19 protein-coding genes are annotated in these 23,962 nt (G+C 60.6%); 8 read left to right on the top strand and 11 right to left on the bottom strand.

What is annotated here, in order from left to right; all coding sequences use genetic code 11:
- Positions 1-156 precede the first annotated feature (156 nt).
- The 5 genes from SH292x_RS12640 (at position 157) to SH292x_RS12660 (ending at position 6,606) form a co-directional block, all read left to right on the top strand.
- Positions 157-1,002, top strand: coding sequence for a menaquinone biosynthetic enzyme MqnA/MqnD family protein (locus SH292x_RS12640; protein ID WP_442481363.1), 846 nt, complete (start codon positions 157-159; stop codon positions 1,000-1,002).
- Complete coding sequence (mqnC, locus tag SH292x_RS12645; RefSeq protein ID WP_442481364.1) at positions 983-2,143, top strand: cyclic dehypoxanthinyl futalosine synthase; 1,161 nt, start codon at positions 983-985, stop codon at positions 2,141-2,143. The genes SH292x_RS12640 and mqnC overlap by 20 nt, the downstream gene beginning before the upstream one ends.
- A 99-nt stretch (positions 2,144-2,242) precedes the next feature.
- On the top strand, positions 2,243-3,025 hold the full coding sequence (locus tag SH292x_RS12650) for an ABC transporter ATP-binding protein (RefSeq protein ID WP_442481365.1): 783 nt from the start codon (positions 2,243-2,245) through the stop codon (positions 3,023-3,025).
- Positions 3,022-5,301 carry an ABC transporter permease subunit/CPBP intramembrane protease gene (locus SH292x_RS12655; protein ID WP_442481366.1) on the top strand — a complete coding sequence of 760 codons (2,280 nt, stop codon included), beginning with the start codon at positions 3,022-3,024 and terminating at the stop codon, positions 5,299-5,301. The genes SH292x_RS12650 and SH292x_RS12655 overlap by 4 nt, the downstream gene beginning before the upstream one ends.
- A gap of 30 nt (positions 5,302-5,331) precedes the next feature.
- Complete coding sequence (locus SH292x_RS12660; RefSeq protein ID WP_442481367.1) at positions 5,332-6,606, top strand: amidohydrolase family protein; 1,275 nt, start codon at positions 5,332-5,334, stop codon at positions 6,604-6,606.
- Between the two features lie 148 nt (positions 6,607-6,754).
- On the opposite strand, the gene SH292x_RS12665 is transcribed toward SH292x_RS12660, so the two are convergent.
- The 9 genes from SH292x_RS12665 to SH292x_RS12705 form a co-directional block, all read right to left on the bottom strand.
- Entirely contained in the window at positions 6,755-8,068 is a 1,314-nt protein-coding gene (locus SH292x_RS12665) for a hypothetical protein (RefSeq protein ID WP_442481368.1), read from the bottom strand.
- A gap of 4 nt (positions 8,069-8,072) precedes the next feature.
- Positions 8,073-8,480 carry a hypothetical protein gene (locus SH292x_RS12670; RefSeq protein WP_442481369.1) on the bottom strand — a complete coding sequence of 136 codons (408 nt, stop codon included), beginning with the start codon at positions 8,478-8,480 and terminating at the stop codon, positions 8,073-8,075.
- 8 nt (positions 8,481-8,488) lie between these two features.
- Positions 8,489-9,007 (bottom strand): RNA polymerase sigma factor, encoded by a 519-nt coding sequence (locus SH292x_RS12675; RefSeq protein ID WP_442481370.1) that lies wholly within the window; start codon positions 9,005-9,007, stop codon positions 8,489-8,491.
- Positions 9,008-9,111: 104 nt separating this feature from the next.
- Entirely contained in the window at positions 9,112-10,791 is a 1,680-nt protein-coding gene (locus SH292x_RS12680) for a hypothetical protein (protein WP_442481371.1), read from the bottom strand.
- Positions 10,792-10,901: 110 nt separating this feature from the next.
- Positions 10,902-12,953, bottom strand: a complete 2,052-nt coding sequence (gene tkt, locus SH292x_RS12685; RefSeq protein ID WP_442481372.1) for a transketolase — start codon at positions 12,951-12,953, stop codon at positions 10,902-10,904.
- 184 nt (positions 12,954-13,137) lie between these two features.
- Entirely contained in the window at positions 13,138-13,365 is a 228-nt protein-coding gene (locus SH292x_RS12690; RefSeq protein ID WP_442481373.1) for a hypothetical protein, read from the bottom strand.
- A 19-nt stretch (positions 13,366-13,384) separates the two neighbouring features.
- Entirely contained in the window at positions 13,385-14,404 is a 1,020-nt protein-coding gene (locus tag SH292x_RS12695) for a Gfo/Idh/MocA family protein (RefSeq protein ID WP_442481374.1), read from the bottom strand.
- A gap of 151 nt (positions 14,405-14,555) precedes the next feature.
- Positions 14,556-15,833 carry a formylglycine-generating enzyme family protein gene (locus SH292x_RS12700; RefSeq protein WP_442481375.1) on the bottom strand — a complete coding sequence of 426 codons (1,278 nt, stop codon included), beginning with the start codon at positions 15,831-15,833 and terminating at the stop codon, positions 14,556-14,558.
- A 96-nt stretch (positions 15,834-15,929) separates the two neighbouring features.
- On the bottom strand, positions 15,930-16,562 hold the full coding sequence (locus SH292x_RS12705; RefSeq protein ID WP_442481376.1) for a Maf family protein: 633 nt from the start codon (positions 16,560-16,562) through the stop codon (positions 15,930-15,932).
- Positions 16,563-16,662: 100 nt separating this feature from the next.
- Between SH292x_RS12705 and SH292x_RS12710 the strand changes: the two genes are divergently transcribed.
- The 3 genes from SH292x_RS12710 (at position 16,663) to SH292x_RS12720 (ending at position 21,103) form a co-directional block, all read left to right on the top strand.
- Positions 16,663-17,349: an RluA family pseudouridine synthase gene (locus tag SH292x_RS12710; RefSeq protein WP_442481377.1), complete on the top strand. Its 687-nt coding sequence runs from the start codon at positions 16,663-16,665 to the stop codon at positions 17,347-17,349.
- A 1,119-nt stretch (positions 17,350-18,468) separates the two neighbouring features.
- Positions 18,469-19,203 (top strand): TIR domain-containing protein, encoded by a 735-nt coding sequence (locus SH292x_RS12715; RefSeq protein ID WP_442481378.1) that lies wholly within the window; start codon positions 18,469-18,471, stop codon positions 19,201-19,203.
- A 589-nt stretch (positions 19,204-19,792) separates the two neighbouring features.
- A complete protein-coding gene (locus tag SH292x_RS12720) occupies positions 19,793-21,103 on the top strand; it encodes a hypothetical protein (RefSeq protein WP_442481379.1) in 1,311 nt (436 codons plus the stop codon).
- A gap of 535 nt (positions 21,104-21,638) precedes the next feature.
- Here the strand turns inward: SH292x_RS12720 and SH292x_RS12725 are convergent.
- Together SH292x_RS12725 and SH292x_RS12730 are read right to left on the bottom strand one after the other, a co-directional pair.
- A complete protein-coding gene (locus SH292x_RS12725) occupies positions 21,639-22,292 on the bottom strand; it encodes an HXXEE domain-containing protein (RefSeq protein WP_442481380.1) in 654 nt (217 codons plus the stop codon).
- Between the two features lie 296 nt (positions 22,293-22,588).
- Positions 22,589-23,758, bottom strand: a complete 1,170-nt coding sequence (locus SH292x_RS12730) for a helix-turn-helix domain-containing protein (protein WP_442481381.1) — start codon at positions 23,756-23,758, stop codon at positions 22,589-22,591.
- Between the last annotated feature and the right edge of the window lie 204 nt (positions 23,759-23,962).

Genomic DNA, 23,962 nt, shown 5'->3' on the forward strand with positions numbered 1-23,962 from the left:
CGGCGGGGGACGCAGGGTCGGGGGCGGGTTCACATTCTTACATACAACACTCCGAGAGTGCCAACTTTGGCGGTGAAAATTAACAATCATGCCCACGGGATCCGCCAAACCCGAACCACCGCTGACGATTTTCGGCCCACCGGCTATACTTTTGATATGAAGCTCGAACCTTTCACTGGCGACGGATTGCGGCTAGGTGCGGTGTCGTACCTAAACTCCAAGCCGCTGGTGCATGGCCTCACCGACTTGCTTTCTGACGCCACAGTCCGGTTCGATCTCCCCAGTCGCTTGGCCGACGACCTAGCGGCCGATCGGCTCGACGTGGCCTTGGTGCCGATCGTCGAGTACCTTCGCCACCCCGAGTACCAGCTCGTTTCGACGGCGTGCGTGGCGTGTCGCGGTCCGGTGCTGAGCGTGAAGGTCTACTTCCGCCGGCCGCCCGCGAACATTCGCACGCTCGCGCTCGATGAAGGTTCCCGAACCAGCGCGGCACTCGCTCAAGTGCTGCTCGCCGAGCAGCACGGGGTTCGCCCGTCGCTCGAACCACTTCCGATTGGTGACTCGCTCGCCGACTCCCGCGCCGACGCGGTGCTTTTGATTGGCGACCGCGCGATGCAGACTCGCGAAGACGACTTCGTCGAAGTCTGGGACCTCGGCGATCGCTGGTGCCGATGGACCGAGTTGCCGTTTGTGTTCGCGGCTTGGGTGGCGCGTCGCGACACGCCCGTCGATGGCCAGCTACTGGGCGAGACGCTCGACGCGGTTCGCGATCAAGGTGTCGCGAACATCGAAACGATCGTCGCCCGCGAATCGTCCCCGCTCGGTCTATCGGAGTCGGTGGTTCGCAATTACCTGACGCGCAACCTCCACTTCACCCTGGGCCCAGGCGAACGACTCGGTGTCGAGCAGTTCGCCAAGCGATGCCGCACGCTAGGGCTCGTCGACTGTCCATTTCCTTCCTTCAACGTTACGCCGACTTACGATGATTGCTCAGCCCGCTAACGCCCGTGGCACTACGTCCGACTACGACTTGATGGAGAAGGCGGTTGCCGGCGAGCGACTCAGCTTCGACGAAGGTCTGCAACTGCTGGAATGCCGCGACCTTGCTGCGCTCGGTCGCGCCGCCGACGCGGTAACTCGCCGTCTTCATCCCGAGCCGTACCGCACGTACAACATCGATCGCAACATCAACTACACCAACATCTGCACCGCGGTCTGCGACTTCTGCGCGTTCTATCGCGGCCCGAAGTCCGACGAAGGTTACGTCCTGTCGATCGACGAGATATTGCAGAAGATCGAAGAGACCGTGGCCATCGGCGGCGATCAGATCTTGCTCCAAGGCGGACTGCACCACGAATACAAGCTCGAGTGGTACGAGGACATGCTGCGGGCCATCAAAGACCGCTATCCGCAGGTCAACATCCACGGCTTCAGTCCGCCCGAGATCTACCACTTCACCAAAATGTCGAAGCTGCCGCTCGAAACGGTGCTCTCACGGCTACGCGACGCGGGGCTCGGCAGCCTGCCGGGTGGTGGCGCTGAGATTTTGGTCGACCGCGTTCGCTCGGCAATCACGCGTGGCAAGGTGATGACCGACGACTGGCTGAACGTCAATCGCGTGTGGCACAAGATGGGTGGCCGCAGCACCGCGACCATGATGTTCGGCCACGTTGAGACCCTCGCCGAGCGGATCGAGCACCTGGAAAGACTGCGGCAACTGCAGGATGAGACGGCGGGCTTCACCGCATTCATCTGCTGGACGTTTCAGCCCGATAACACGGAGATGGCCGACACGCCGACCGTCGGTTCGTTCGAGTACCTGCGCACGAACGCCGTGGCTCGGCTGTATCTCGACAATTTCGCGAACATCCAAGCGAGCTGGGTCACCCAGGGCCTCAAAATCGGACAGCTCGCCTTGCTCTACGGGGCGAACGACATGGGAAGCCTGATGATCGAGGAGAACGTGGTGGCAGAAGCTGGCACGGTTCACTACCTGACGCTTGACGATATCCGCAGCGCTATCAGCGAACTTGGCTACCAGCCCCGGCAGCGGAACGTGTTTTACGAGCTCATCGACCGCGAAGTCGAGTCGATCACTCCAGCCGGCAAAAACGGCATGACCCCACTGCCGATCTTGAGGTAGGCTGTTTGAGGGCCCTAATTGGCCCCAGACTTCTCCCCCACGCCGTTCACGGCCCGTTCGCTTGCCCCGCCCGCCCCGCCTCCGTCCAACGCCAGTTCAATGATTGAAGCTCACGGCCTTGGCAAGGTGTACGACGACCTCAAGCTTGGCCCGCGTGTGGCACTCGACCACCTGTCGTTCCGTGCCGATCCTGGCGAAGTGTTCGGCCTCCTTGGCCCCAATGGTGCCGGCAAGACCACCGCGCTGCGCATCCTCGCCACCCTGCTCAAACCCACGGCCGGCTACGCCCGCATTAACGGCTTCGACTGCGCCACGCAGCCCGAACTCGTCCGTCACCAGATCGGCTACATCTCGGCCAGCACCGCGATGTACGACCGCATGACGGCGTGGGAAATGGTCGAGTACTTCGGCCGGCTGCATCACATTCCTCGCGAAGTGCTACGCGATCGCATGGAGAGGCTGTTCAATCGCCTATCGATGAACGAAATCCGCCACGTCCTGGGCGGGAAAATGTCGACCGGCATGAAACAGAAAGTCGCCATCGCCCGCGCGATGGTCCACGATCCGCCCGTGCTGATCTTCGACGAGGCCACCAACGGCCTCGATGTGCTGGTCGCGCGGTCGCTGCTCGATACCGTGCGCGACCTACGCGATCAAGGCAAATGCATCATCTTCTCGTCGCACATTATGCGTGAGGTTGAGCGGCTTTGCACTCGCATCGCCATCATGCACCGTGGTCGAATACTGGCCGAAGGTTCGCTCCAAGAACTCCACGCCGAGCACGATCACGAAGACTTTGAAGACGTGTTCCTCGACCTGATCGGCAGAGAAGAAGTACGTCTGGCCGCCGCCATCCCCAGCCATCAGGAGTCGGCCGGATGAACTGGGATAACATCAAGCTGATCTGGCAGCGCGAGATGCGCGATCAACTTCGCGATCGCCGTACGCTGTTCGTCATCGGTGTGCTGCCGCTGCTCATCTACCCGATGATGGGCATCGCGTTCAGCCGCCTGAGTCAGTTCGTCCGCCAAAACACCGCCCGCATCGCGGTGGTCGGTTACGAACAACTCGACAGCGTCGAGAACCTGCCGCCGCTGCTCGAGGACGGAGGGTTCTCCAAAAAGCTGTTCGAAATCACGGGCCTCTCCGACCGCATGAAGGTCGAGCAGATTGATGGGTCGGAAATTGCGCTCGCAAGCCAAAAAGAGCGAATGCGCAGTGGCAAGACCGACGTGGTCGTCTACTTTCCGCCCGGTTTCGCCGACCGCCTAAAGGAAATGCAGCGGGCCATGCGCGAGCCTGGCGAGTTTGAGAGTGGCGAGTCCCTCCCCAATCCGCCAAACCCCGTCGTCTACTACGACATCCGCGACCAATCGCAGCTCGCCAACTCGCGGGTCCAGATATTGCTTGATCGCTGGCAGTCGCAAATTGTCCGCAGCAACCTGATCGCCGGCCGCATCCCCATCGAAGTCACTCGGCCGTTCCGCGTCGAGGAAGAAAACATTGCCACCGTGAGTGGCAAGCAGGCCGCATTCTGGGCCAAGCTGCTGCCGTTCATTGTTTTCATCTGCGCCCTGACCGGTGCGTTCTACCCGGCGGTCGACCTTTGCGCCGGCGAGAAAGAACGCGGCACGCTTGAAACCTTGCTCACCAGCCCTGCGCAGCGCAGCGAAATCGTCGGCGGCAAACTGCTGACCGTTATCACGTTCAGCATTGGTAGCGCCGTCTGCAACCTCGCCAGCATGGCGATCACCGGGCAGTTGATCATCAAGCAGATCAACGCGATGGGGGTCGTAGGCCAAGAGCCTCTCGCCGCGCCGTCGCTCGCTTCGATCGCATGGCTGCTCGCCGCGCTGTTGCCGATGGCGGTGCTGTTCAGCGCAATGAGCCTCGCCCTCGCTTCGCTCGCCCGCAGCACCAAGGAAGGCCAGTACTACCTGATGCCGCTGTTCCTGGTCTGCATGCCGCTGATGATGCTGCCGCTCATGCCCGGCATCGAACTCAACTTGCCCACCAGTCTGGTGCCGATCAGCGGCATGGTGCTGCTGATGCAGTCGGCCATGGAAGGCAAACTCGGCGAGGTCGCCCTTTACGCTCTCCCGGTGGCTATTGTCACCTTCGGCTGCTGCGCCGCGGCGGTCCGCTGGGCGGTCGATCAGTTCAACCAAGAGTCGGTGCTGTTCCGCGACACCGAGAACTTCGACCTAGTGACTTGGATTCGCTACGCCTATCGCCATCGCCCCGAGGTTCCGAAGCTGCCGGCCGCCGCGATCTTGATCGCGCTGATCTTTATGGCGCAGTTCTTCGCCCAGTCGCTTTCGGTCGACCTGACCGCAGCGGATGGCCTGATCAAGATGGTGCTCTACAGCCAGCTGTTTTGCATCCTCGCCCCCACGCTGCTCGTGGCGTGGCTCGCGGCGCGGAACTGGAAGAAGACATTCCTGCTCGCCAATCGCGTCTCGACGATTGGATTTCTGAACATCCTGATCGGCTTCGCCCTCGCCGTGGCAATGCAGCCCGTGGGGACGGCGATGATTGAGGCCATAGACCAAATTGTTCCGCTTCCCGCTGCCCTGCTAGAGCTCATGAAGCAACTCAAGGAATTAGAACATCAGATGGAGTTCTCCATCTGGACGATCCTGCTTCTGATGGCCGTTTTGCCGGCGATTTGCGAAGAACTAGCGTTTCGGGGGGTTGTGCTGTCGGGCCTCCGCAGCCGCCTCAATCCGTTCTGGGCGGTCGTAATCTCGGCCATTTTCTTCGGTCTTGCACACGCAAGTGCTTTGCAGCAAACGATTTCCGCCGGAATCCTCGGGTTGCTGCTGGGTTTTATCGCCATAAAAACGCAGCAAATTACGGCTTGTGTCGCGTTTCATATGGGGTACAACGGATTGCAGTTGTTGCGAACGAGTTTCGCCGAATCCCTGAAAGTACAGCCCTGGGCGGGGTGGGTGTTTCGACCTTCTTCCGCTCCAGCAGTCGAACTCGGGTACACCACGACCATGGTGATCCTGGGTGGGGTGACGGCGATGGCGCTTCTCGCGCTGCTTTGGCAAGTCGGACTCAGTAAGAACCGCTCCGCGGAAACGTACGGCTTGCAGGAAGATGCCCGTTCGCTCATGCCGAGTGCTGCGCCTCCGGAGCAGTCTCGGCCCTAAAGTCCGAGATTGCAAAGGCCAGAAGCGTAGATGATCCGACATTCCGTTCTTGAGAAGACGGCCACTGCCGTCCGTGCTCGCATCGTGTTCCCCGTCGCTGCACCGCCCATGTTCGATGGCGTTGTGCACATCGAAGGGGGCCGCGTCGTGCAGGTGAGCCCCAAACCGCCGGCCGGTGTGCCGCTGACCGACCTGGGAGACGTCGCGCTCTTCCCGGGCATGGTCAACGCCCACACGCACCTCGACCTGTCGGACCGCAAGAAGCGTCTCGGCAAGCCCGGCACGCCGATGTCGGACTGGGTTCGCATGGTGATCAACGAGCGAACCACCCCCAAGAAGAAGCTCAACGCCGTGAACAGCGGCGCGATGCAGTCGATTCGCCAGGGCGTCACGACGCTCGCCGACATCGCCACCTACGACCCGCTCGAACTGCCGACCATTAACGGCGGCCCACGTTCGCTGCGTTTCCACGAAGTCATCGGCTTCTCGCAAGCCCGTGCACCCTCGGCCCATTCGGGCTTGGTGAAGAAGCTCAAGCGTTCGAAGGCCGAAGGTGCCCCGAAGCTCGATGGCGCCCCGATGGAAGGCGTCGCTCCGCACGCTCCTTACACCGTCTCGCCCCCGCTGCTGCGGAACCTCGTGAACTCGGCGGCCGAATGGGATGTCCCCGTGGCGTTCCACCTCGCAGAATCAAAGGAAGAACTCGACTTCCTCATGACCGGTGCCGGTGGATTCCAGGAGATCCTCGAAGAACGCAGCATGTGGGATCCGTGGGCCGTGCCTCGTGGCTCGGTGCCGCTGGACTACCTGCGAATCCTGACCCGCGCTCCCAAGGCCCTGGTGATTCATGGCAACTACCTCGAGCGGAAGGAACTGGCGTTCCTCGCGCGGCACCGCGACTCGATGTCGCTGGTGTACTGCCCGCGAACCCACAACTTCTTCCAGCACGACCCCTACCCGCTGGAAATTGCCCTGTCGCTCGGCGTTCGCGTCGCGCTCGGCACCGATAGCCTGGCGTCGAACCCTGACCTCAGCGTGCTCAACGAGATGCGCATCGCAGCCGCACGCCACCCGCGTGTTCCGGCCGAGGCGATCCTCGAAATGGGCACCCTGGCCGCGGCTCATGCCATGGGCCTGGGCCACTTGGTAGGTGCGTTGTCGCCTGGTCGTTACGCCGACATGACGGCCGTGCCGATTCCGGATGGCATCCCCGACATCCACACCGATATCCTCACCGCGGTGCTCCGCGACGCGACGCCCCCCTGCCAAACCTGGCTCGGCGGCGAAACCGTCGACGGCGACTGAGAGCCGATTTCAAGCTAATACCGGCGCAAACAACCAAAGCGATCAAGGGAGCCACGGCACCCTTGATCGCTTTTTTGTCATTGAATGAACCGTGGAAGGGCGCTCTCCCATAAATTGTGGGAGGGCTCTCCGAGCCCGATTCTTGGCGCTAGTTAAGCTCTCCCTCGGGCTCGCCTTGCGTAGGCCCGAAGCCATTATCCTCCGCTAGGTCAAACTTACCGCCGTCGTCCTTTAGGTCTTCACCGACCGAGTAAACCAGCCACCCTTGGTCCGTCTTCTTGACGATCAACGGCTTGCCAGTAAAGGGATCGGTGGTCGCCTCGGCAGGCAGGTTAATGTCAGCCAGTCCCTGGGCGTCCTCGCCCGCAAGTTGGAGCGCATTCAGCACACGTAGCGAGCGAATGAGGGCAACATCACGAGCACTCGACCTCATCGCGGCTTCCAGTGAAGGAACCAACAAGTCCGCCAGAACACCACGGCCTGTTGGGACAGCCACTGTACCTCCCGCTTCAAACTCTTTCCGGGCTTTTGGGTAGGGAACATTGGCCAACGGAATGATCTCGTCGTAAAGCTCGATCGGCGGAAGGAAGAATTGCTTGATCGGCCAGCCCAACATATTGCCAAGGACCGGCGGTGCTTGATTCCATCCTTGATCGATGCTGGCCGTGATGCTGAGCGCCCGCTCGGTTCGGAGTACTTTCTCTAAGTTTGTCTCATTTTCCAATCGCTTTAGAACCTCATCGACCCGGGCGTGCGTTGCGGCGTCAGTGGGACCGGTGAGGAGCGCCTGGTGCAAGTCTTGGAACGCGATGTTCCGAATGGCGATCGTCACTAGGTAACTTACGATTGCCGGCTCCCCTTTCACGAGCGCCGAGAACTCCAACAGCGAAAGGCTCCAGTCGACCGCTTCCTGGTGCTTGCCCTCCGCCAACAGAGTTTGAACCCGCCAATTGACGAATCGAGCGAACGTTCGCAATTTCTGCATCCGCTCGAGCTGTGCTTCAAGGAACGGATTGAATGCCAAGGAAAAGTCAGCCGTTGACGCGTAGTGGGGAGCAGCCATCGCGTCATGGATCTGCTGCTCCAGATCGGGATAGCGGTCGAGAATCGCTCGCATCGCCGCTGCCTGCTCGTCTGTGAGTAGCTCTCCTGGTGCCAGATTGTCGAGTTGCATCCCCAGATCGGTGTTGTAGAACTCGGCGTACTCTTTATCGAACTCGTCGAGCCGTGGACTTAGCTTGTCGATCAAGGCCGCGGCGTTCTCGTCTACGGGAATCGGTGGAGGTGCGAGCTCGGCGATCGAAGCGGGGTCGCCCTCGGCACGTACGGCTGCGACCAGCTCGCGGAAGCGGGCTTCGGTTCGCCACGCCATTACGGCGTTGACCAGCAGCAGAAGGCCGAGCACGATGCCCAGCCCAATCGCCCACCGCTTCAAAGTCCGTTTCGTCGGTATCAGCTTCATATCTCTAACCCTTTCGGTTCTTCTGCAATTCTTCCGCGATGGCCGCATCGAGCGCCGCAAGTTGCTCGGTGGTCATCACATGGCCGTTCCAGGCCGAAATCTGACTAACCAACTGCCGGGCAGTTTGGGCGTCGGTCGCCCGCGCCACCGCAACCGCAGTTTGCACTAGTGATGCATTCGAGGCCGTCGACCGCGGCGCGGAGAAGTCATCACCTCCCACCATGAGGGCGACGTTCAGCGCGATTCCCACGGCCAATACGGTTCCCGCCACCTTCGTTAGCCGACGATCCCACCGAGCCGACTTCAACTCGCGATGAACTTCCTTCATCACGGCATCGCGCAGCGGACTGGGTGCCCGCGCTGGCATCTCGCCGGTAAGTTGCTCTTCGATTGCGGTTAGTGGATCGTTCATCTAGCACCTCATCGATACTGCTTTTCGAGCCAATCGCGCACGGACTCAAGCGCCCGGCGGTAGCGCGTCGCCACCGTCCCCATGGGCTGCCCTGTGGTAGCCGCGATTTCTTCAAACGTAAGCCCGCCGTAGATCTTCAGCTCGACGATCTCGCGAGCCACGCTATCGAGGCGGTTAAGCACCGCCGAGGCAGTGTCCCTATCGTCGACGCCATCACGCCACCGAAAATCGGCCACGCTGTCGACTGATTCCAACGGCTGCGAATTTCTACTGGCAGGACGGCTCGCATGACGTGCTAACTCGTTCCGCGCAATTTGGAACAAGTAGGCGACAGGGCTCTCAACCTTGCGGAGTCGCCGGCGGCTTTTGACGAGTCGGAGGAAAGAGCTCTGCACGATATCGGCGGCCCGTTCGTGCGAGCCTGTTCGCGACTTGGCGTAGGCGAACAGTCGATCGGCGCAAGCATCGTAAAGCTCGGCAAACGCCGACTCCTCGCCACTGGCCAATCGCTCCGAAAGCCCTTGCAAATGTTCTCTCCCGTCTAACCCGTTGTCTCACCCCATTAGACCCGCCGGGCACGGGAGTTTATTCAAGATTCGAAGAGTTTTTTGCGGATCGCAGAGCCGGACGCCTAGCTCTTCTTCCGCGACAGCTTCCCGACGGCTCGCACCACGTCGCCAGGCACCTTCGTGCGGACGACCAGCTCCGGCTCGTGCGTCGTGACTTCGATGGTCACATTCCCATCGGCGTCGAGCGGCTGGGGCTTCCAACCCACCACGTCCTCGCCGTAGGTGTGCAGCTTCATATCGTTTAGCCAGTCCTGCATGGTCGCCGGCTCAATCGCGATCGTCCATCCCTTGGAGTTCGAGAGCGGCGCGGACGCGGCAGCTGACATGCTTGCAATCAACTGATCCCGCAACGCGTCTGTAAGGTCGCTGATAAGAACGTGACGTTCATCTAGCGGCAAGATGTCGAGCGCTCGCACGCCGTTTCGGCCGTACATCTTCGCCATCACCTCGCGAACCTCAGGGATGTTGTCCTGACGAAACGCAGTCGGAAGGTCGACCGTGTAACGTTTGCCCTCGAGGCTGCCCACCGCGAGAGGCTTTGTCTCGTAAATGAAATCGGCGTTGCGACGCGTGGCGGTATTCACCAGCGAATTCCAATCCGCCATCACCGCATCGAAAGCCGACACGAACTCTGCGGATGATTTCACCTGAAGCACCAGCGCCCCGTTGCTCACCGTGGGCTCGCCCTCTGCGGGAGCAATCACCAGTCCGCGAGCCGCGATCACCATGTCCCTGGCCCGCGCAATCCCGGCCCGCCACTTTTCTAGTTCGGGTGGCGAAAAGTAAATCACGTCCACTTCGTCCGAACCGGCAGAATAGCTATCGATGTGCAGGTCGACGAGCAAGTCGGTCCACGGCGACCCTGCGGGCCCTTCCACCTCCAGCATCGGACGCTGATCGGATAGCGTGACGGGGGGAAGCGACGACTCCGCCGCGGGAATTTGCTTCGCTTGCTTGGGCACCAACCGCGCTTCGAACTCCAGCGACTGATCGTCGGCGACATCAATGGCTAATTGCACGTGCTTCGCGTTGTCACAGGTCCGCGCAACTAGCGGAGCATACAACGAGAGCCGCTCCTCAAGTTCCTGCAAGCTCCTCCAATTGATCGGCCGGCTCGCCAGCATCCGGCGACGGTTCGCAAGGTGATAGGGACTCTCGCTCCGCGACGCGGCGAGTCGCTTCAGTTCTGCCATCCCACGCGACGTGGCGAGCACGGTGATGAGCGAATCGCCAAGTTCCGGCCGATCGAACTCGACGTCGTTCTCCGAGTCGACTTCAAACGGAGCGGTGTCGTCAACCGGGTTGATTACGAGTGCCCAGCGGCCTCGCTCTTGGGCCAGTAGCTCCTCGCCGGCGAGCGTGATTGGCGTGAAGTCGACACCCGCGTCGCCATCCCCCGAACGAACGAAAGCTCGGTAGTCCTCCACTGGGAGTAGCACAAACGGAGCAACCTTACCGCTCCCCAGACCAACAATCCCGACGATCACATCGCCCCGCGGGTCCACCCCTTCGAGCGAGGCAGCGAGCGTACCGATTGGTGGTACCGTGACGCCAAACGACTCGGCGAGTGGTTGAACGAGTGGATCAAAGCGATCGAGCTGCGACACGCGCGCGGCAACAAGGGTATCGCGCGGAAGTTGGTCGGCATAACTCGCGCCAGTCTCATCCGCGAGCGAAATGCTGCGCCCCGCCAACAAAGTGACGACGAGCGTAACGATTAGCCCCAAACTTCGACACGTCATGGCATGCTCCTTCGCAGCATTCCGCCGACATGGCCTTATGTCCGCGCGCTATCGGAAACCGCGGCAGCCATCGCCGCCGCACTCCCTCTATCTTGCGCAATCGCTGCCGATCAGGCCAGCAGCTTCTTGGCCGCCGCGACCATCGCCTCGGTCGTGATGCCGCGGGCCTTGTAGACTTCCTGATAGGGAGCCGACGCCCCGAACGTGTCCATGCCGATGAATACGCCCTCGAAGCCGAGGTAACGGTCCCAGCCTTGGCGAATGCCGGCCTCGATTGCCACCCGCTTGGTGACGCTCGCCGGGAGGACACTTTCGCGGTACGCGGCGTCCTGCATTTCGAACAGCTCGAACGACGGCATGCTCACCACGCGGGCCGCAACGCCATCGGCCGTGAGCTTTTCGTACGTCTCGACCGCCAGCGACAACTCGCTACCGGTCGCCATCAGGATCACGTCCGGCTTGCCATTCTTCGCGTCCGCCAGCACGTAAGCACCGCGAGCGGTTCCCTCGGCCGAAGCAAACTTGTCGCGGCACAACGTGGGCAGATTTTGGCGCGTCAGCACCATCGCTACCGGCCACTGAGTTTGCTCAATCGCCACCTTCCACGCCTGAGCACACTCGTTCGCATCGCCAGGACGCATGACGATCAAATGCGGAATTGCCCGCGCGGCGGCGAGTTGCTCAATCGGTTGGTGGGTCGGACCATCTTCGCCCACGCCAATCGAGTCGTGCGTGAAGACATACACCACCGGCACCTGCATGATCGAGCTGAGTCGCATTGACGGACGCAAGTAGTCGCTAAAGACAAAGAACGTCGCCACGTAGGCCTTCAGGCCGGCGAGTGCCATGCCATTCGCTGCGGCGGCCATCGCGTGCTCGCGAATGCCGAAGTGCAAGTTGCGACCGCCCCAGTTGCCGGGTTCGAAGTCCGTTTCGCCATTGATCAGCGTGAGCGTCGACGGCGCGAGGTCCGCCGAGCCGCCGATCATCCAAGGCAGGTTCTTCGCGATGGCGTTGAGCGTATCGCCCGACGACTTGCGAGTCGCGATGCCCTTGGCGTCGGCCGGGAAGACGGGAAGCTCTTTGTCCCAACCCTTGGGCAACTTATTCGCCCAGATCTCTTTGAGTTCCGTCGCCAGTTCACCATGCTTCGACGAGTAGTCGTTGAACGAAGCCTGCCACTTCTCGCGGGCTTCGCTGCCACGCTCGCCCATGGTCGCGGTGAAGTGCTCCTTCACGCCCTCGGGCACCAGGAACTTAGCGTCGGTCGGCCAGCCGTAGAACTTCTTCGTGGCCGCGATTTCCTCATCGCCCAGCGGGGCACCATGCGCGCCGTGAGTGCCGGCCTTCGTCGGGGCGCCGTAACCAATCACGCTCTTCACGATGATCAGCGTGGGGGCGTCGGTGGTTTTCTTGAAGCCCTCAATCGCGGCGTTGAGCGCACCGAGGTCGTTGGCGTCATCCACACGTCGCACGGACCAACCAAGACCTTCGAACCGAGTCGCGACGTCCTCGCTGAAGGCGAGGTCGGTTTCGCCTTCGATGGTGATGTTGTTGTCGTCGTAGATCCAGCAGAGGTTGTCGAGCTTCAGATGGCCGGCGAGCGAAGCGGCTTCGCAGCACACGCCCTCCATCAAGTCGCCATCGCTGCACTGCACGTAGATGTCGTAGTCGAACAGCTTGTAGCCCGGCTTGTTGTACCGCGCGGCGAGCCACTTCTCGGCCATCGCCATGCCGACGCTATTGGCACAGCCCTGCCCCAGCGGACCCGTGGTAGTCTCCACACCCGCGGTGTGCTTCACTTCGGGATGACCCGGCGTGCGGCTGCCGAACTGGCGGAAGTTCTTCAGGTCGTCGATCGACAGCGCCGGCTCGCTGGTCACCTTGCCATCGTGATCCACATTGACGATCCCCGAGAGGTGGATCATCGAATAGATCAGCATCGACGCATGCCCACACGACAGCACGTAGCGATCGCGATTCGGCCACGACGGATCCGCCGGATCGTACACCATGTGGTTCGCCCACACCTCGTACGCCACGGGGGCTAGCGCCATGGGCGTCCCTGGGTGGCCGCTGTTGGCGGCTTGCACCGCGTCCATCGAGAGGGTGCGGATGGTGTTGATGGCGAGCTGTTGGATGCTTTGAGTAGCGGTGGGCATGGCGCTAGTTTTGGGGCTAAGTATTGGCCTGGAATTGCTTTGCGACCAGTCTATCGGCGCACTCGCGCAGGTGTCAACGAAGGGACCCTCGCACAGAGTGGCCCTTGACTCCAAGACTACTAAGCTCAATTCCGCGAATGCGTCAAACTGTGCTGGTATTGCGCCCCCAAGCCCGCTCGGGGTGTCACGATTTCTCGATCGTCAAACGTTCGACCATTCGCCGTGTCGACTCCATCGCCTCCTCCATCGCCATCGCGGCCTGCTCGCGCTCGTCGCTGGATAGCGCCCTACGAGACTCGGCATGCGTAATGGTTTCGGCGAGCACTTGCTGCATCTCAGCTAGCAGACTTTCTGAATCCACTGGCGGGACGTGCGAGGTGCAGCTATCGAACGTGGGTTCCATGCCCGGCATCTTGCACTCGAGTAAGTTGCTAAGAAGCACACTCAACTCGCCGGCCTTCGCGGTGGCTCTGCTGCGCGGCGATAACGATCGACATCGCTCGGTAAGCATCTTCGAGGCTAGCCGTCTTCAAGAGCAGGCTCGCCACCTGGCGATGGAAGTGCAGCAGCAGTTGCTCGCCCACGGGTCGCTCGGACTCCAGCGACTCCATGTGCTGCCCCGCCGAGTCGAACCACACGAGCGACGACGGTAGATCAACGAACGCGATACCGCGCTCGCACACAATCTGTAAATCCGCCGGGCGGCGGAACGCGGTGGCTTCGGACCACGCTTTGCGGACGTAACTTCCACACGCGATTTGCGCCTGCGGACGGCTCTTGCCATCCTTTGGTTTTTCGAAGTCGAGCACCATCAGCAAGTAGTCTTCCGCCGACTCGAGGGGATCACCCGGATGCGTGAGCCCCATCACCGACTGCGGCTCGGTGCCGACTAGATACCGACACCAGTCGACCATCTCGATGGTCTGCCGCATGTTGAGCGCGCCGCCGGAGCTTGCTCCTACCTGATGGTTGCCTTGCGTCACCGCCGTGTGCCGCTGATTGCAAAACAGCAGTCGCGGTGCACCCAGCTTCGTCGCCATCAACTCCTGCAGTCGCAACGTCGCGGGGGCGAGTCGGCACGGGAACTCGGCCATGAACGCGATGCCCGCTTCGCGAACCTTCTCGCGAAGCGTTACCGCTTCCTCGGCGTTGAGCTCGAGCGACGCCCCGCAGTACACGGCTTTGCCCGCTTCGCACGCGGCGATGATCGGCAACGAGCCGAACCACCGCGCCGAAAGCAGCAGCACGGCGTCGATGTCTTCGGCGAAGGCGACCTCGCGGAAGCTATCGACCGCGCGAGCTCGAAACTCCGCCGCCAGTTGCTGGGCACGATGCGCCACAGGGTCGCACACCGCGCGAACTTCGAAACGATCGCTCAACGCCCTCAGGGCGGGCATGTGGCGATTCTGCCAGTTGTTTCCCAGGCCGATCAGGCCAAGCCGAAGTTTCAACGCCTGTCCTCACGTTGTGCGATGAGCGGGTGGGTTGATCCGCGAAGGCCTGCGGCCGCCGCGATTCCCTGCGGAAAGTATACCGCACCCCGCCTTCCAATTGAATCGGAAGTTGACAACGGGCGAGTTCGGCAATTTGGGCAAAAACGGCCTACTTCCCTCCGCCCAACAGGCCCTTCACCGCGTCGCTAGCGAGCTCCTTCTGAGCTTTGGGCAAGTTCGGATCCGCCGGACCCAGCTTGCCGCGGCGACCAGCCAGACGGGCTTTCACGTCGGCTTCGATCTCGGGCGAGTCGAAATTCCAGAACTTGGCGATCGTCTCCGTGTCCAGCGGCTCGTACGACCGAACCAGCCGCATCCCCACACCGCTCGAAGGATAATCGGCAAACCACCAGGGACTCAGCGGGGCGTTGGGGTCGCTTCCTTTCCAGACCGCCTCCTCCGTGTAGAACCGCGACGTCACGCGGCAGGCGTCCGCCTCGGCGTCGAAGAATCCGCCGCGACAAATCCGCATGTCGTTGCTCTTCGCCCAGTTCACCGCTTCGGCCCACGACAACGTCTTGCCTTCGGGACGCTCGAGCTCCTCGTTGTATTCGTCAATCACCATCTCCGCGACGTTACCAAACATGTCGTAGAGGCCCCACGCGTTGGGGGCGAGCGCGCCAACCTCGTGGGTGCTGTAGTCCGAGTTGTCCGTGTACCAAGCAAAGTCGCCGATGTTCGAGGCATCGTCACCACCAGGATAAACGTTCTTCGAACCAGCTCGAGCCGCGTACTCCCACTCGGCTTCGGTGGGCAAGCGATACTGCGTGCCGGTCGTGGCGCTCAGCCACTTGCTGTATTGCATCGCGGCGTACGGAGTCATCGTCGCGGCGGGTAGCTTCTCTTCTTGTCCGAACTCGTAGGTGGTTCCCGGATCGTACAGCGGCGTGGGGGCCGTAATGCCGTCTACAGGTTCCACTTGAGTCTCAATCGCCGCGGCAATGGCGGGCGAAGCGGCAACCACTCCCTTGGCGGCTTCGGCTTTGCTCGCGTCTTTGTCCGTGAGCTTCTGCTTGATCTCCTGCAGCTTGGCGAAGTCGTCGTTCAGTTTCATGTAGGGCCAGTACGCACCCCAAGTCAGTTCGTGCTTCGCAATCCAGAACGGCGGCAGCTTGACCTTCACTTCGTCGAGCTCGAACTCGCCACGCGCTTCGTCGTCCGCCGAGCTACCGAACGTGAACTCACCACCGGGGACGGGGATCATTTCGATGTCGATTTCGGTCCCGGGCACACGCTCGGTGTAGGGGACCATGAATCCACCCTCGACCTCCACCGCGGGTCCGCTCGCCGGCTTCTCGGCCACCACGCCACGCGGCAAAGTCGTCTCCTGCGCCATCGCGGCGGAGGCCAACACACACACGGCACACAAACTGGCGAACTTCTGCATCACTTCCTCGTTAAATGGTGTTGCTCGCCGAAGGTGGGGCTCCCGGGGGAGTAGGCGAGCGATCGGTGGGAAACTCAGCGCTCCAATTATTATCTTCTACGGCCCTTGCTCAGTAAACACGTTGCGTTCGTTCAGCAATTCGGCGACTCTTTCCATCGGCAGCCCGACGACGTTCGACTCGCTCCCCTCTTTAATATGGATCCATCCCAGGCGGTCCTGGTAGCCAAAACCGCCCGCTTTGCCTTCCCAGCCGCCCGACTTGATGTACTCCTCAATCGCCAAGTCGTCGATTGCGTCCATGACGAGCGTTGTCTCCACCGTCTCGACGTAGGGTGCTTGGGGCTCGCCGACGAAGGGCAAAGTCCATACGCAAACGCCCGTGTGGACGCGGTGCTCGCGGCCTCGCAGGAGTTCGAGCATCCTCCGGGCGTGGTCTTCGTTCGCGGGCTTACCTAGTATCTGTCCTTGGCACTCGGCCACCGTGTCAGCGGCTAGCAGCAAAATGTCCCGATTTCTCTCCTCCGCCAGCAGTTGCCGCACGACGTCCGCCGCTTTGCTCAGGGCGTAGTCGCGCACCAGCTCCACCGGCCCGCACGAGCTGCACGCCCCGCTCTCCGCCGTGGGGTCGGGAGCCACCACGCGGAACACGAAGCCGGCGTCACGCATCAGCTCCTGCCGGCGGGGCGACGTGCTCGCCAGGATCAATTCGGGGCTTGGTGTTGCTGTCATGTTCCGGTCACAATGAAGGAAAGGTCCATACAATGATTAGCTTCTGGGAGGGCTCTCCGAGCCCGATGGCCTTGCTAGATACTTATCTGATTTCGATTTCATGCAACTCGCTGTCCTCTACGAAGATAACCATCTGCTCGTGGTCAATAAACCACCGGGCTTGCCGACCATGGGGGTCGCGGAGGATCGTGCGAGCGTGCTGACGGTGGCCAAGGACTATCTCCGCGACAAATACAACAAGCCGGGCAACGTGTATCTGGGGATTGTTAGTCGTCTCGATGCTCCTGTGACGGGCGTGTTGGTGATTGCTCGCACTTCGAAGGCGGCGAGTCGACTTACCGAGCAGTTCCGGCGTCGCGAAGTCACCAAGAGCTACCTGGCGCTCGTTGCCGGGCATCCTGACCAGCAGTCGGGCAGGCTCGAGCATTACCTTCGCAAGGACGAACGCCACCGCAAAATGCACACCACCAACGCCTCTGCCCCCGACGCCCAGCATGCCGCGCTGTCGTTCGAGGTCATTCACACGGTTGACGACACGCAAACGCGTCGCGACACGTCGCTCGTTCGCGTGGGACTCGAAACGGGTCGCAAGCACCAAATCCGCGTGCAGCTTTCCAAGTGGGGATATCCGATCGTCGGCGACCGCAAGTACGGCTCGACGCTCGCGTTCCCTCAAGGAATCGCCCTGCACTCGCACCGCTTGGTGATGGAGCACCCCGTGCGAAAGGAACCGATGGAAATCGTCGCACCCCTGCCCGCTTGGTGGCCCTCGGTTGTCATCGAATAGACTCACTCAAAGTGATGACACTCGCCCCAGAGTTTTATCGCGGCGTTTTGTCGCGGCGTTTTGTCGCACCTTCTCCGTTTTTCATCGGGTGCGACTTTACTCGTTTTCCGCCCCGCGGGAGTCTCGCCCTAACGTCTTATCTTGTAGTCAGTTACACCTCCACTCTTAAACTGGTCTCACAGAGTAAAGTCGCAGGGGCAACCCGCAAGTGCGACATTATTATTTATTGGAGCCCCGTAGGCCGTATCAAGCTCCGCGCCGATACGGCGCTTCACGCGTTACCCACCCCTCGAACACCCCGCCACCCCAACAAATCCCCCCATCCTGCAACCAATGACCACCCGCACCCATACAGGTACTTTTTGTCCACCATATCACACCCGCGAGTACTTTCTAGTCACCTTCTGAAAAAAAGTGGAAATAGTTGTGCCCCAGCCGAAGGCTCGTAGAACGGAATTCATTCCGTTGGGGGTGGAGAGTTAGCATCCCCTAAAAGGTGGAGCTCGCCGTGTGCCACTGCTGGCTTGTCGAGCATGGCTACGTCGGGGACGTCAAAGTAGAGTCAACGCAACTACGTGCTCGCCGGCTCGTAGTGGATCAGCAGTGCGTTTGATCGGTGTCTGATGCTCGGTGTGGGTCCAAGACACTGCTGGTTGTGGGGCGAAGCGGCGATTGCAAGGGACGCGACCTAGTAGTTTGGATTGGTGCTGAGTGGCGACGCTCGACAAGCCAGCAGTGGCACCCGGGGCCTGGGATCGGCCCTAATGGCTGGAAACGGCAAGCCGCAAGTGGTAGCATTTTAGCGCATCGGTTAAGCATCAGAACCGCCGGTCCACGCCCACTCGAATAGAAGGACTACCATGCCTGAATTAACGGAGAGGCAGAAAGCCTGCATGTTGGTACTAGGCAGCCCCGACGATGGGAGCACCTCCCACGCAATCGAACGAGAGATAATCGGGGAGTTACTTGACCTCGGCTTACTCTACATGAGGGGCCCAGATCACGTTGACTTCACAGAAGAAGGAGAGAGGGTATACAAGCAACTCGGCGGCAAGTCAGGCTATTGGGACTAGTTGACGTTCAAACGGTAACCCATCCTGCTCCCGCTGCCTGCTGATCATGAAGAAGAATCCATACCAGGAAGCTGCTGAACTAGAGAAGCAGATCACAATGCTTCAAACGAAGTTGAGCAGGCGGCAGGATAGCGTCAATCTGCTAATTAAGAAATTGCAAGGTGCTGCTGCCAACCCCCGACACGTACCGAAGTGGCAGAAGCAACTTCAAGAATCTGAGAAAAGCTTTCAGCGAATCAAGTCACAATTGAAGAGCTGCATTCAAGCGAAGCGTCGCAAAGAAGCGGAAGGCCGAAGGCTACAGTTCGGAAACTACAAACGTGAAATTGTTTGGCGTGACTTTAATCGAGAAACCACTCAAGAACTGCGTGAGCAGCAGGTGTTACTAAATTCCATGGCTAGCTCGATCTCGCTGCACAAGCAAACGGAAATCACAGAAGATGTGAGTTTTGATCTCTTCATCTCTCATGCGTCTGAGGACAAAGACGATTTTGTTCGTCCTCTTGCCGAGGCACTATCCGCCGCCGGGCTGAAGGTGTGGTACGACGAGTTTTCACTCTCCCTTGGTGACAGCTTAAGAAAGTCCATTGACCACGGCCTTGCCAATTCCCGTTTTGGATTGGTGGTGCTTTCGTCCGCATTCTTCGCCAAGAACTGGACCCAGTACGAACTTAACGGAATGGTCTCACGAGAGATGGAGGGCGAAAAGGTAATCCTTCCCCTCTGGCATAAGGTAACCAAGAACGAAGTCATGCGGTTTAGCCCAACCTTGGTGGATTAGGTGGCCTTGAACACCTCGATACTTAGCATCCAAGATATCTCAGAACGAATTCGTGCCGCTGTACTGGCCGCCACCTAGTGTTGTCGGGCACTGCTCACCCGATGCCCACGTACTCAAACGCACGGGTGCCACTGCTGGCTTGTCGAGTGTGACCAAGCCGAAGGGGTCTGCGCACCGACGCGTTCTCGACTGGCTCGCCAGCCCGCAGTGGACCAGCAGTGCTTTCGAGGGGACCTCAGTAGCTCGTGTGGTCCAATTCTCCAGCAAACCGGTCTGGTGGCACGTGGCCTATGTGGAGCTCGACGAGCCAGCGGTGGCGCGCGGAGCTGAGTAGCAACCGCGTTCCAATGGAACATCCCCCCCCGGCCGTGTACCGTCCGACCCTCCCCGCGAGGGGAAGGGTGAAGAACTTGCGGGCTGCGTCGTTGACGGATGGCCGGCGCACCCTCCCCGGCTATCGGGCTCGGAGAGCCCTCCTACAGGTTGCTTTGTGCTTCCACCAACCAGCAGTCGCACACCGTCTCCTACTAACTTGCTACGATGGAGTAGGACCACGCGGCCACTTTCATCGCCAACAAGGGGACCTGCTATGTGTCGGTCACTGCTGATTACGTTTTTATTGATCGGCTCGGTGAGCGTTGCTGACGAAGTGCCGACTGAGCGAGACGTGGTCATTCCGCTGGCGGACATCTTCGCACTCGGCATGCCCGGCACTGGCGATTTGGACGCGTTGCTGAAAGCGTCTGCCGAGGAGAGAGGCAAACAACCTTTTCTTGCCGAGCGGTTAGCCCGAACTCTGACCGCGCAGCCGCCAGGACCGATGCAGGCGCTGGTGGTATCCGGTACGCCGGAACTTGCGACAGCCCGCGCGTTGACCGCGTTTCGAAAAGCGGACGCGTTGTTCAAGAAGCGAGCCACCGTGCTGGGAACGGAGGTGCAACTCGTCTTCTATCGCTTCGTCAGCAACTACGAGGTCGAAATCGTGAGCAGCACGCGCAGGGGCTCTGAAGTGCTGGTGGAGTACCGATTCGGACCTTCGCTCCAACCTCAAGCGACGGTCGACTTCGCCTTGATCCCGTTGGGAGACTTGCCCGCGGGCAAGTACGTCGCAAAGTTTCGTCAGCTTCCGATGGAGCAAGGCCACCTCGATCGAGGTTTTGCGCCGGTGGAGGCCAACGTGGCCGCCGGGCTTGTGCCGAGCGATACGACCTTCGAAGTGTTTGTCCTCACCGATCCCACCAGCGGCTTGCCCCCCGCCGATGCTCGCATTCCGCTCGATACGATTTGGACGCTTCGTGGCGGCAATGGTACCAAGGGACTGCGTGAGCTGGAGCCCGAGCTCACCATCTGGCGAAACACGCCCGAGAGCATTGCCAAGTACAAAGATTATTCGGCCGAAGAGATGCAACAACTATCGGACGAGCTACGCAGGAGGTCGATTGTCTATCCCTTGGAGCAGGCACTTCGCGGGCTACGCCTCATCGATGGCCGTCTCGAGAGGCTAGGGTTCGCAGTGCGCGGCGACGTGAGGGACGTGGTGCGCCAGGCGACAGAAGTTCTCGGCGATAAGAAGCAGCCGTGCGATACTTTCGCGGCAAACGACGAGGTTTCGTTGGTCGTCTTCTCCAGTCATGGCCAGACGAATTTGGCTATTTCTAAAGTCGAACGACGTGGCAACGAGTTCTGCGTGGAGTACGCCAAGACTCCTCGGAACGTGGCCACCACCTCCGCGACGATGGCGATCGTTCCGTGTGGGAAGCTGCCCCCAGGTGAGTACTCGGTTGTCCTAAGAGTGAAGGGCAAGCTGGAACTCGAGTACCATTCCGGCGAAAGTCTGGAGGGCATCCTGCCGCATCCTTCTAACCTTTGCCAGCCGTTTCGTTTCACGGTCAGCGAGTAGCGGGCGCACGGCGTTGCGACTGGTTTCCCGCCTGCGCGGGAATGACGGGGTGGTGGTGGGTGAAGCGCTTGCAAACAGGAGTGTGCACCCTCCCCGGCTATCGGGCTCGGAGAGCCCTCCCACAGGTTGTTCTCGGGGTCCGGGGAAGACCTGACGGATCAGCAGTACGCGAGAGACCCTCGTTGTGGCGAGAAAATGGAAGGCGCGCGGGTGCCACTGCTGGCTTGTCGAGCGTGGCTACGTCGGTGCCGTCACAGTAGAGGTGACGTCACCATCAGTTCGCCGGTTGGGAGTGGACCAGCAGTGCTTTTGCTAAGTCTCTGATGGACGATGGGGGTTCAAGACACTGCTGGTTATGGGGCGAAGCGGCGATTGCAAGGGGGCGCAACCTAGAAGTCTCAATGGGTTTTGAGTGGCGACGCTCGACAAGCCAGCAGTGGCACCCGCGGGCTGCGTCGTTGACGGATGACGGGGCACCATCCCCGGCTATCGGGCTCGGAGAGTCCTCCTACAGGTTGCGATTTACGGGCGCGTGTTAGGCTGTCGCCATCTTCGTGCTCACGCCGCGGAGTTTTCTTACTCGCGCGACGATGTAGACGATGATCGCGACGTGGATGGCGATGGCGATTGATAGGCCCAAGAGCTGATCCTGCCAGGTGGCGGCGGAGTCGAGCGAGACTCGCCACAGGGCGAACATGCAGAGGGGCAGGAACAGGAACAGGCTGGTGCAGAGGCCTGGGTTGTATTCGCGGCGGGCGACGGCTTCGCGGATGTGCGTGAGGGCGTTGACGATGGGCAGGTAGAACGCGGCGAGCGCGAGGGCGGGGCTCACGAAGACGGCGAGGTACAGCATCACGATGTCGAGGCCCCAGACGCCGATCGAGTTGATCCAGAACGCGCCGGCCGGCGTGAGGGCGTCGCAGTGGGCGACGTTCTTATTCAGGTACAACCGGAAGCGGTCGTGGTGGTGTTCTTCGAACTGGTGAATCATGTAGAGCGGCAGTTGTAGCCACACTAGTGCGATGGCCCAACCGGCGACGGCGAACATCACCGGAGTCATAGCGAGCATCACCCCCGCGGCGAACAAGCCCGCGAGCGGCCATTGCCATTCGCCGACCAGCCACTGCATTGCCCCGCGAAGTTCGCTCTTGATCCCGCTATCGACCGCACTATTTATCCGGGCACCCATGACCGCATCTCCGCACAACGTGAATGGTGAGAAAACCGGACAAGTGTAGGTCGCGGAGTGGCGGGCCGTTTCGGGTTACCAACTGCCTCTGCAAGGTGTGGTTGTATCGGTTGTGAGGTTGGATGCCCGATTGGAATATGCCATCCAAACTGACGCTGTTTCTGGCAAGAATGGGTCGTTTTTAGCCACGGATGAACACTGATGAAACACGGATGCTAAAGAGAGAAAAAGGCCGATGACTTTGTCTGCTTACCTAATCCGTGTGTATCTGTGTCCATCCGTGGCTAAGTACTCTTTCATTTGGCGAGGTTGCGGTATTGCTGGGGGCTGACGCCTTCGACTTTGCGGAAGACGCGGTAGAAGTGCATGTAGTCGGTGTAGCCGCAGAGGCCGGCGATGGAGCTGGGGGACATTTGCGACTCGGTCAATAGCCGACGCGCCTCGCCCATGCGTCGCTGCTGGATGGCCTGCGCGGGGGTGACTCCGGTGGCTTGGAGAAAGTGTTTATGAAACGTGACGCGGGAGACGCTTTGTGTTTCGCTCAGCAAGCTGTTGACCTTGAGGGCGTCGCAGGCGTAGCGCTCGATGTACCCGAGCGCGGCATCGATGTCGCAGTCGGCTTTGGGCGCAGCACCCGTTGATGCGCGGGCGAGCATCGTCATGCCCTGCACCACCACGATGTCGTTGGGGGCTCGCGCGCCTTCGATCATTTGGATGGCGAGACGCGCGGCTTCGCGGCCGATCTCGATCGTGGGAGCGCGGATACTCGTCACCGGTGGATTGGAGGCCTTGGCAAGATGAAGCGAGTCGGTGCCGATGATCGCCACTTCGGTTGGCACTTGGATGCCGAGGAGCTCGCAGCAGCGCGCGATGTAGTAGCCGGCGTAAATATGCTGCGAGAAGATGCCCACCGGTTTGCGTAGCGAGAGGAGCCAACTCGCCACTGCGGGATCGACTTCTTCAAACTCATAGGGGGCGCAGTCTTCAAACAAATCGGCGACCCATTGGCTATGAAACGGCACGCCGCGCTGCCTGGTGTACTTTAGATAACGCGCCTGCGTGCTGAACGGCCCAAGCTCTTCGCCGAACACGACTTGCCACGTCTGCCGTACGCGTAGCGCGCCGAAAACGCGATGCACGTGGTCGTAGAGGTCTTGCGCATCGGCCACGACAATGGCGAGGCGTTCGCTCGGTTTTCCGCGTGCCGTATTGACCACCGGAACCCCGGCAGCGAGCATGGGATCGAACTCACAGAGCCGCTCGTTGGCCACGTAGGTGATGATGGCATGCGGCTGCCACGCGTAGAGCGCGGGTTGCAACGGATCGTGTTCGGGCGCGACGAAGTCGCGGACCACGAAACCATTTCTTGGTGAAGCCACCTGACAGATGCCGGCTGCCTGGCTGCGTGTGTCTTCGTTGATTTCGGGTACTACGAAGGCAATGCGTTTGAGTTGAGACGTAATCACCGCACGGTTCTTTCGTTATGCGAGAGACGGTTGCGCGAAACCCTAAAAAGAAAAGTCAACCGGCTTTACAATTTTGCATAGTTGCTTATTCACATCTTATTTACAATCCCAGGAGTGCCGCTGGTTTATGCGCAAAGCAAGTTGCTTCCTTCCCGCGTTATTGAGCTGGCGATACGCAATGACAGGCGATGGGTCGGCCGCTGG

This window comes from Aeoliella fuhlenseeensis (assembly GCF_052161615.1).
Lineage (GTDB): Bacteria > Planctomycetota > Planctomycetia > Pirellulales > Lacipirellulaceae > Aeoliella.

Bases quoted from the DNA above. Each gene is read 5' to 3' on its own strand.
- SH292x_RS12640 (WP_442481363.1), top strand. From the start codon at position 157: ATGAAGCTCGAACCTTTCACTGGCGACGGATTGCGGCTAGGTGCGGTG.
- mqnC (WP_442481364.1), top strand. From the start codon at position 983: ATGATTGCTCAGCCCGCTAACGCCCGTGGCACTACGTCCGACTACGAC.
- SH292x_RS12650 (WP_442481365.1), top strand. From the start codon at position 2,243: ATGATTGAAGCTCACGGCCTTGGCAAGGTGTACGACGACCTCAAGCTT.
- SH292x_RS12655 (WP_442481366.1), top strand. From the start codon at position 3,022: ATGAACTGGGATAACATCAAGCTGATCTGGCAGCGCGAGATGCGCGAT.
- SH292x_RS12660 (WP_442481367.1), top strand. From the start codon at position 5,332: ATGATCCGACATTCCGTTCTTGAGAAGACGGCCACTGCCGTCCGTGCT.
- SH292x_RS12665 (WP_442481368.1), bottom strand. From the start codon at position 8,068: ATGAAGCTGATACCGACGAAACGGACTTTGAAGCGGTGGGCGATTGGG.
- SH292x_RS12670 (WP_442481369.1), bottom strand. From the start codon at position 8,480: ATGAACGATCCACTAACCGCAATCGAAGAGCAACTTACCGGCGAGATG.
- SH292x_RS12680 (WP_442481371.1), bottom strand. From the start codon at position 10,791: ATGACGTGTCGAAGTTTGGGGCTAATCGTTACGCTCGTCGTCACTTTG.
- tkt (WP_442481372.1), bottom strand. From the start codon at position 12,953: ATGCCCACCGCTACTCAAAGCATCCAACAGCTCGCCATCAACACCATC.
- SH292x_RS12690 (WP_442481373.1), bottom strand. From the start codon at position 13,365: ATGCCGGGCATGGAACCCACGTTCGATAGCTGCACCTCGCACGTCCCG.
- SH292x_RS12700 (WP_442481375.1), bottom strand. From the start codon at position 15,833: ATGCAGAAGTTCGCCAGTTTGTGTGCCGTGTGTGTGTTGGCCTCCGCC.
- SH292x_RS12705 (WP_442481376.1), bottom strand. From the start codon at position 16,562: ATGACAGCAACACCAAGCCCCGAATTGATCCTGGCGAGCACGTCGCCC.
- SH292x_RS12710 (WP_442481377.1), top strand. From the start codon at position 16,663: ATGCAACTCGCTGTCCTCTACGAAGATAACCATCTGCTCGTGGTCAAT.
- SH292x_RS12715 (WP_442481378.1), top strand. From the start codon at position 18,469: ATGAAGAAGAATCCATACCAGGAAGCTGCTGAACTAGAGAAGCAGATC.
- SH292x_RS12720 (WP_442481379.1), top strand. From the start codon at position 19,793: ATGTGTCGGTCACTGCTGATTACGTTTTTATTGATCGGCTCGGTGAGC.
- SH292x_RS12725 (WP_442481380.1), bottom strand. From the start codon at position 22,292: ATGGGTGCCCGGATAAATAGTGCGGTCGATAGCGGGATCAAGAGCGAA.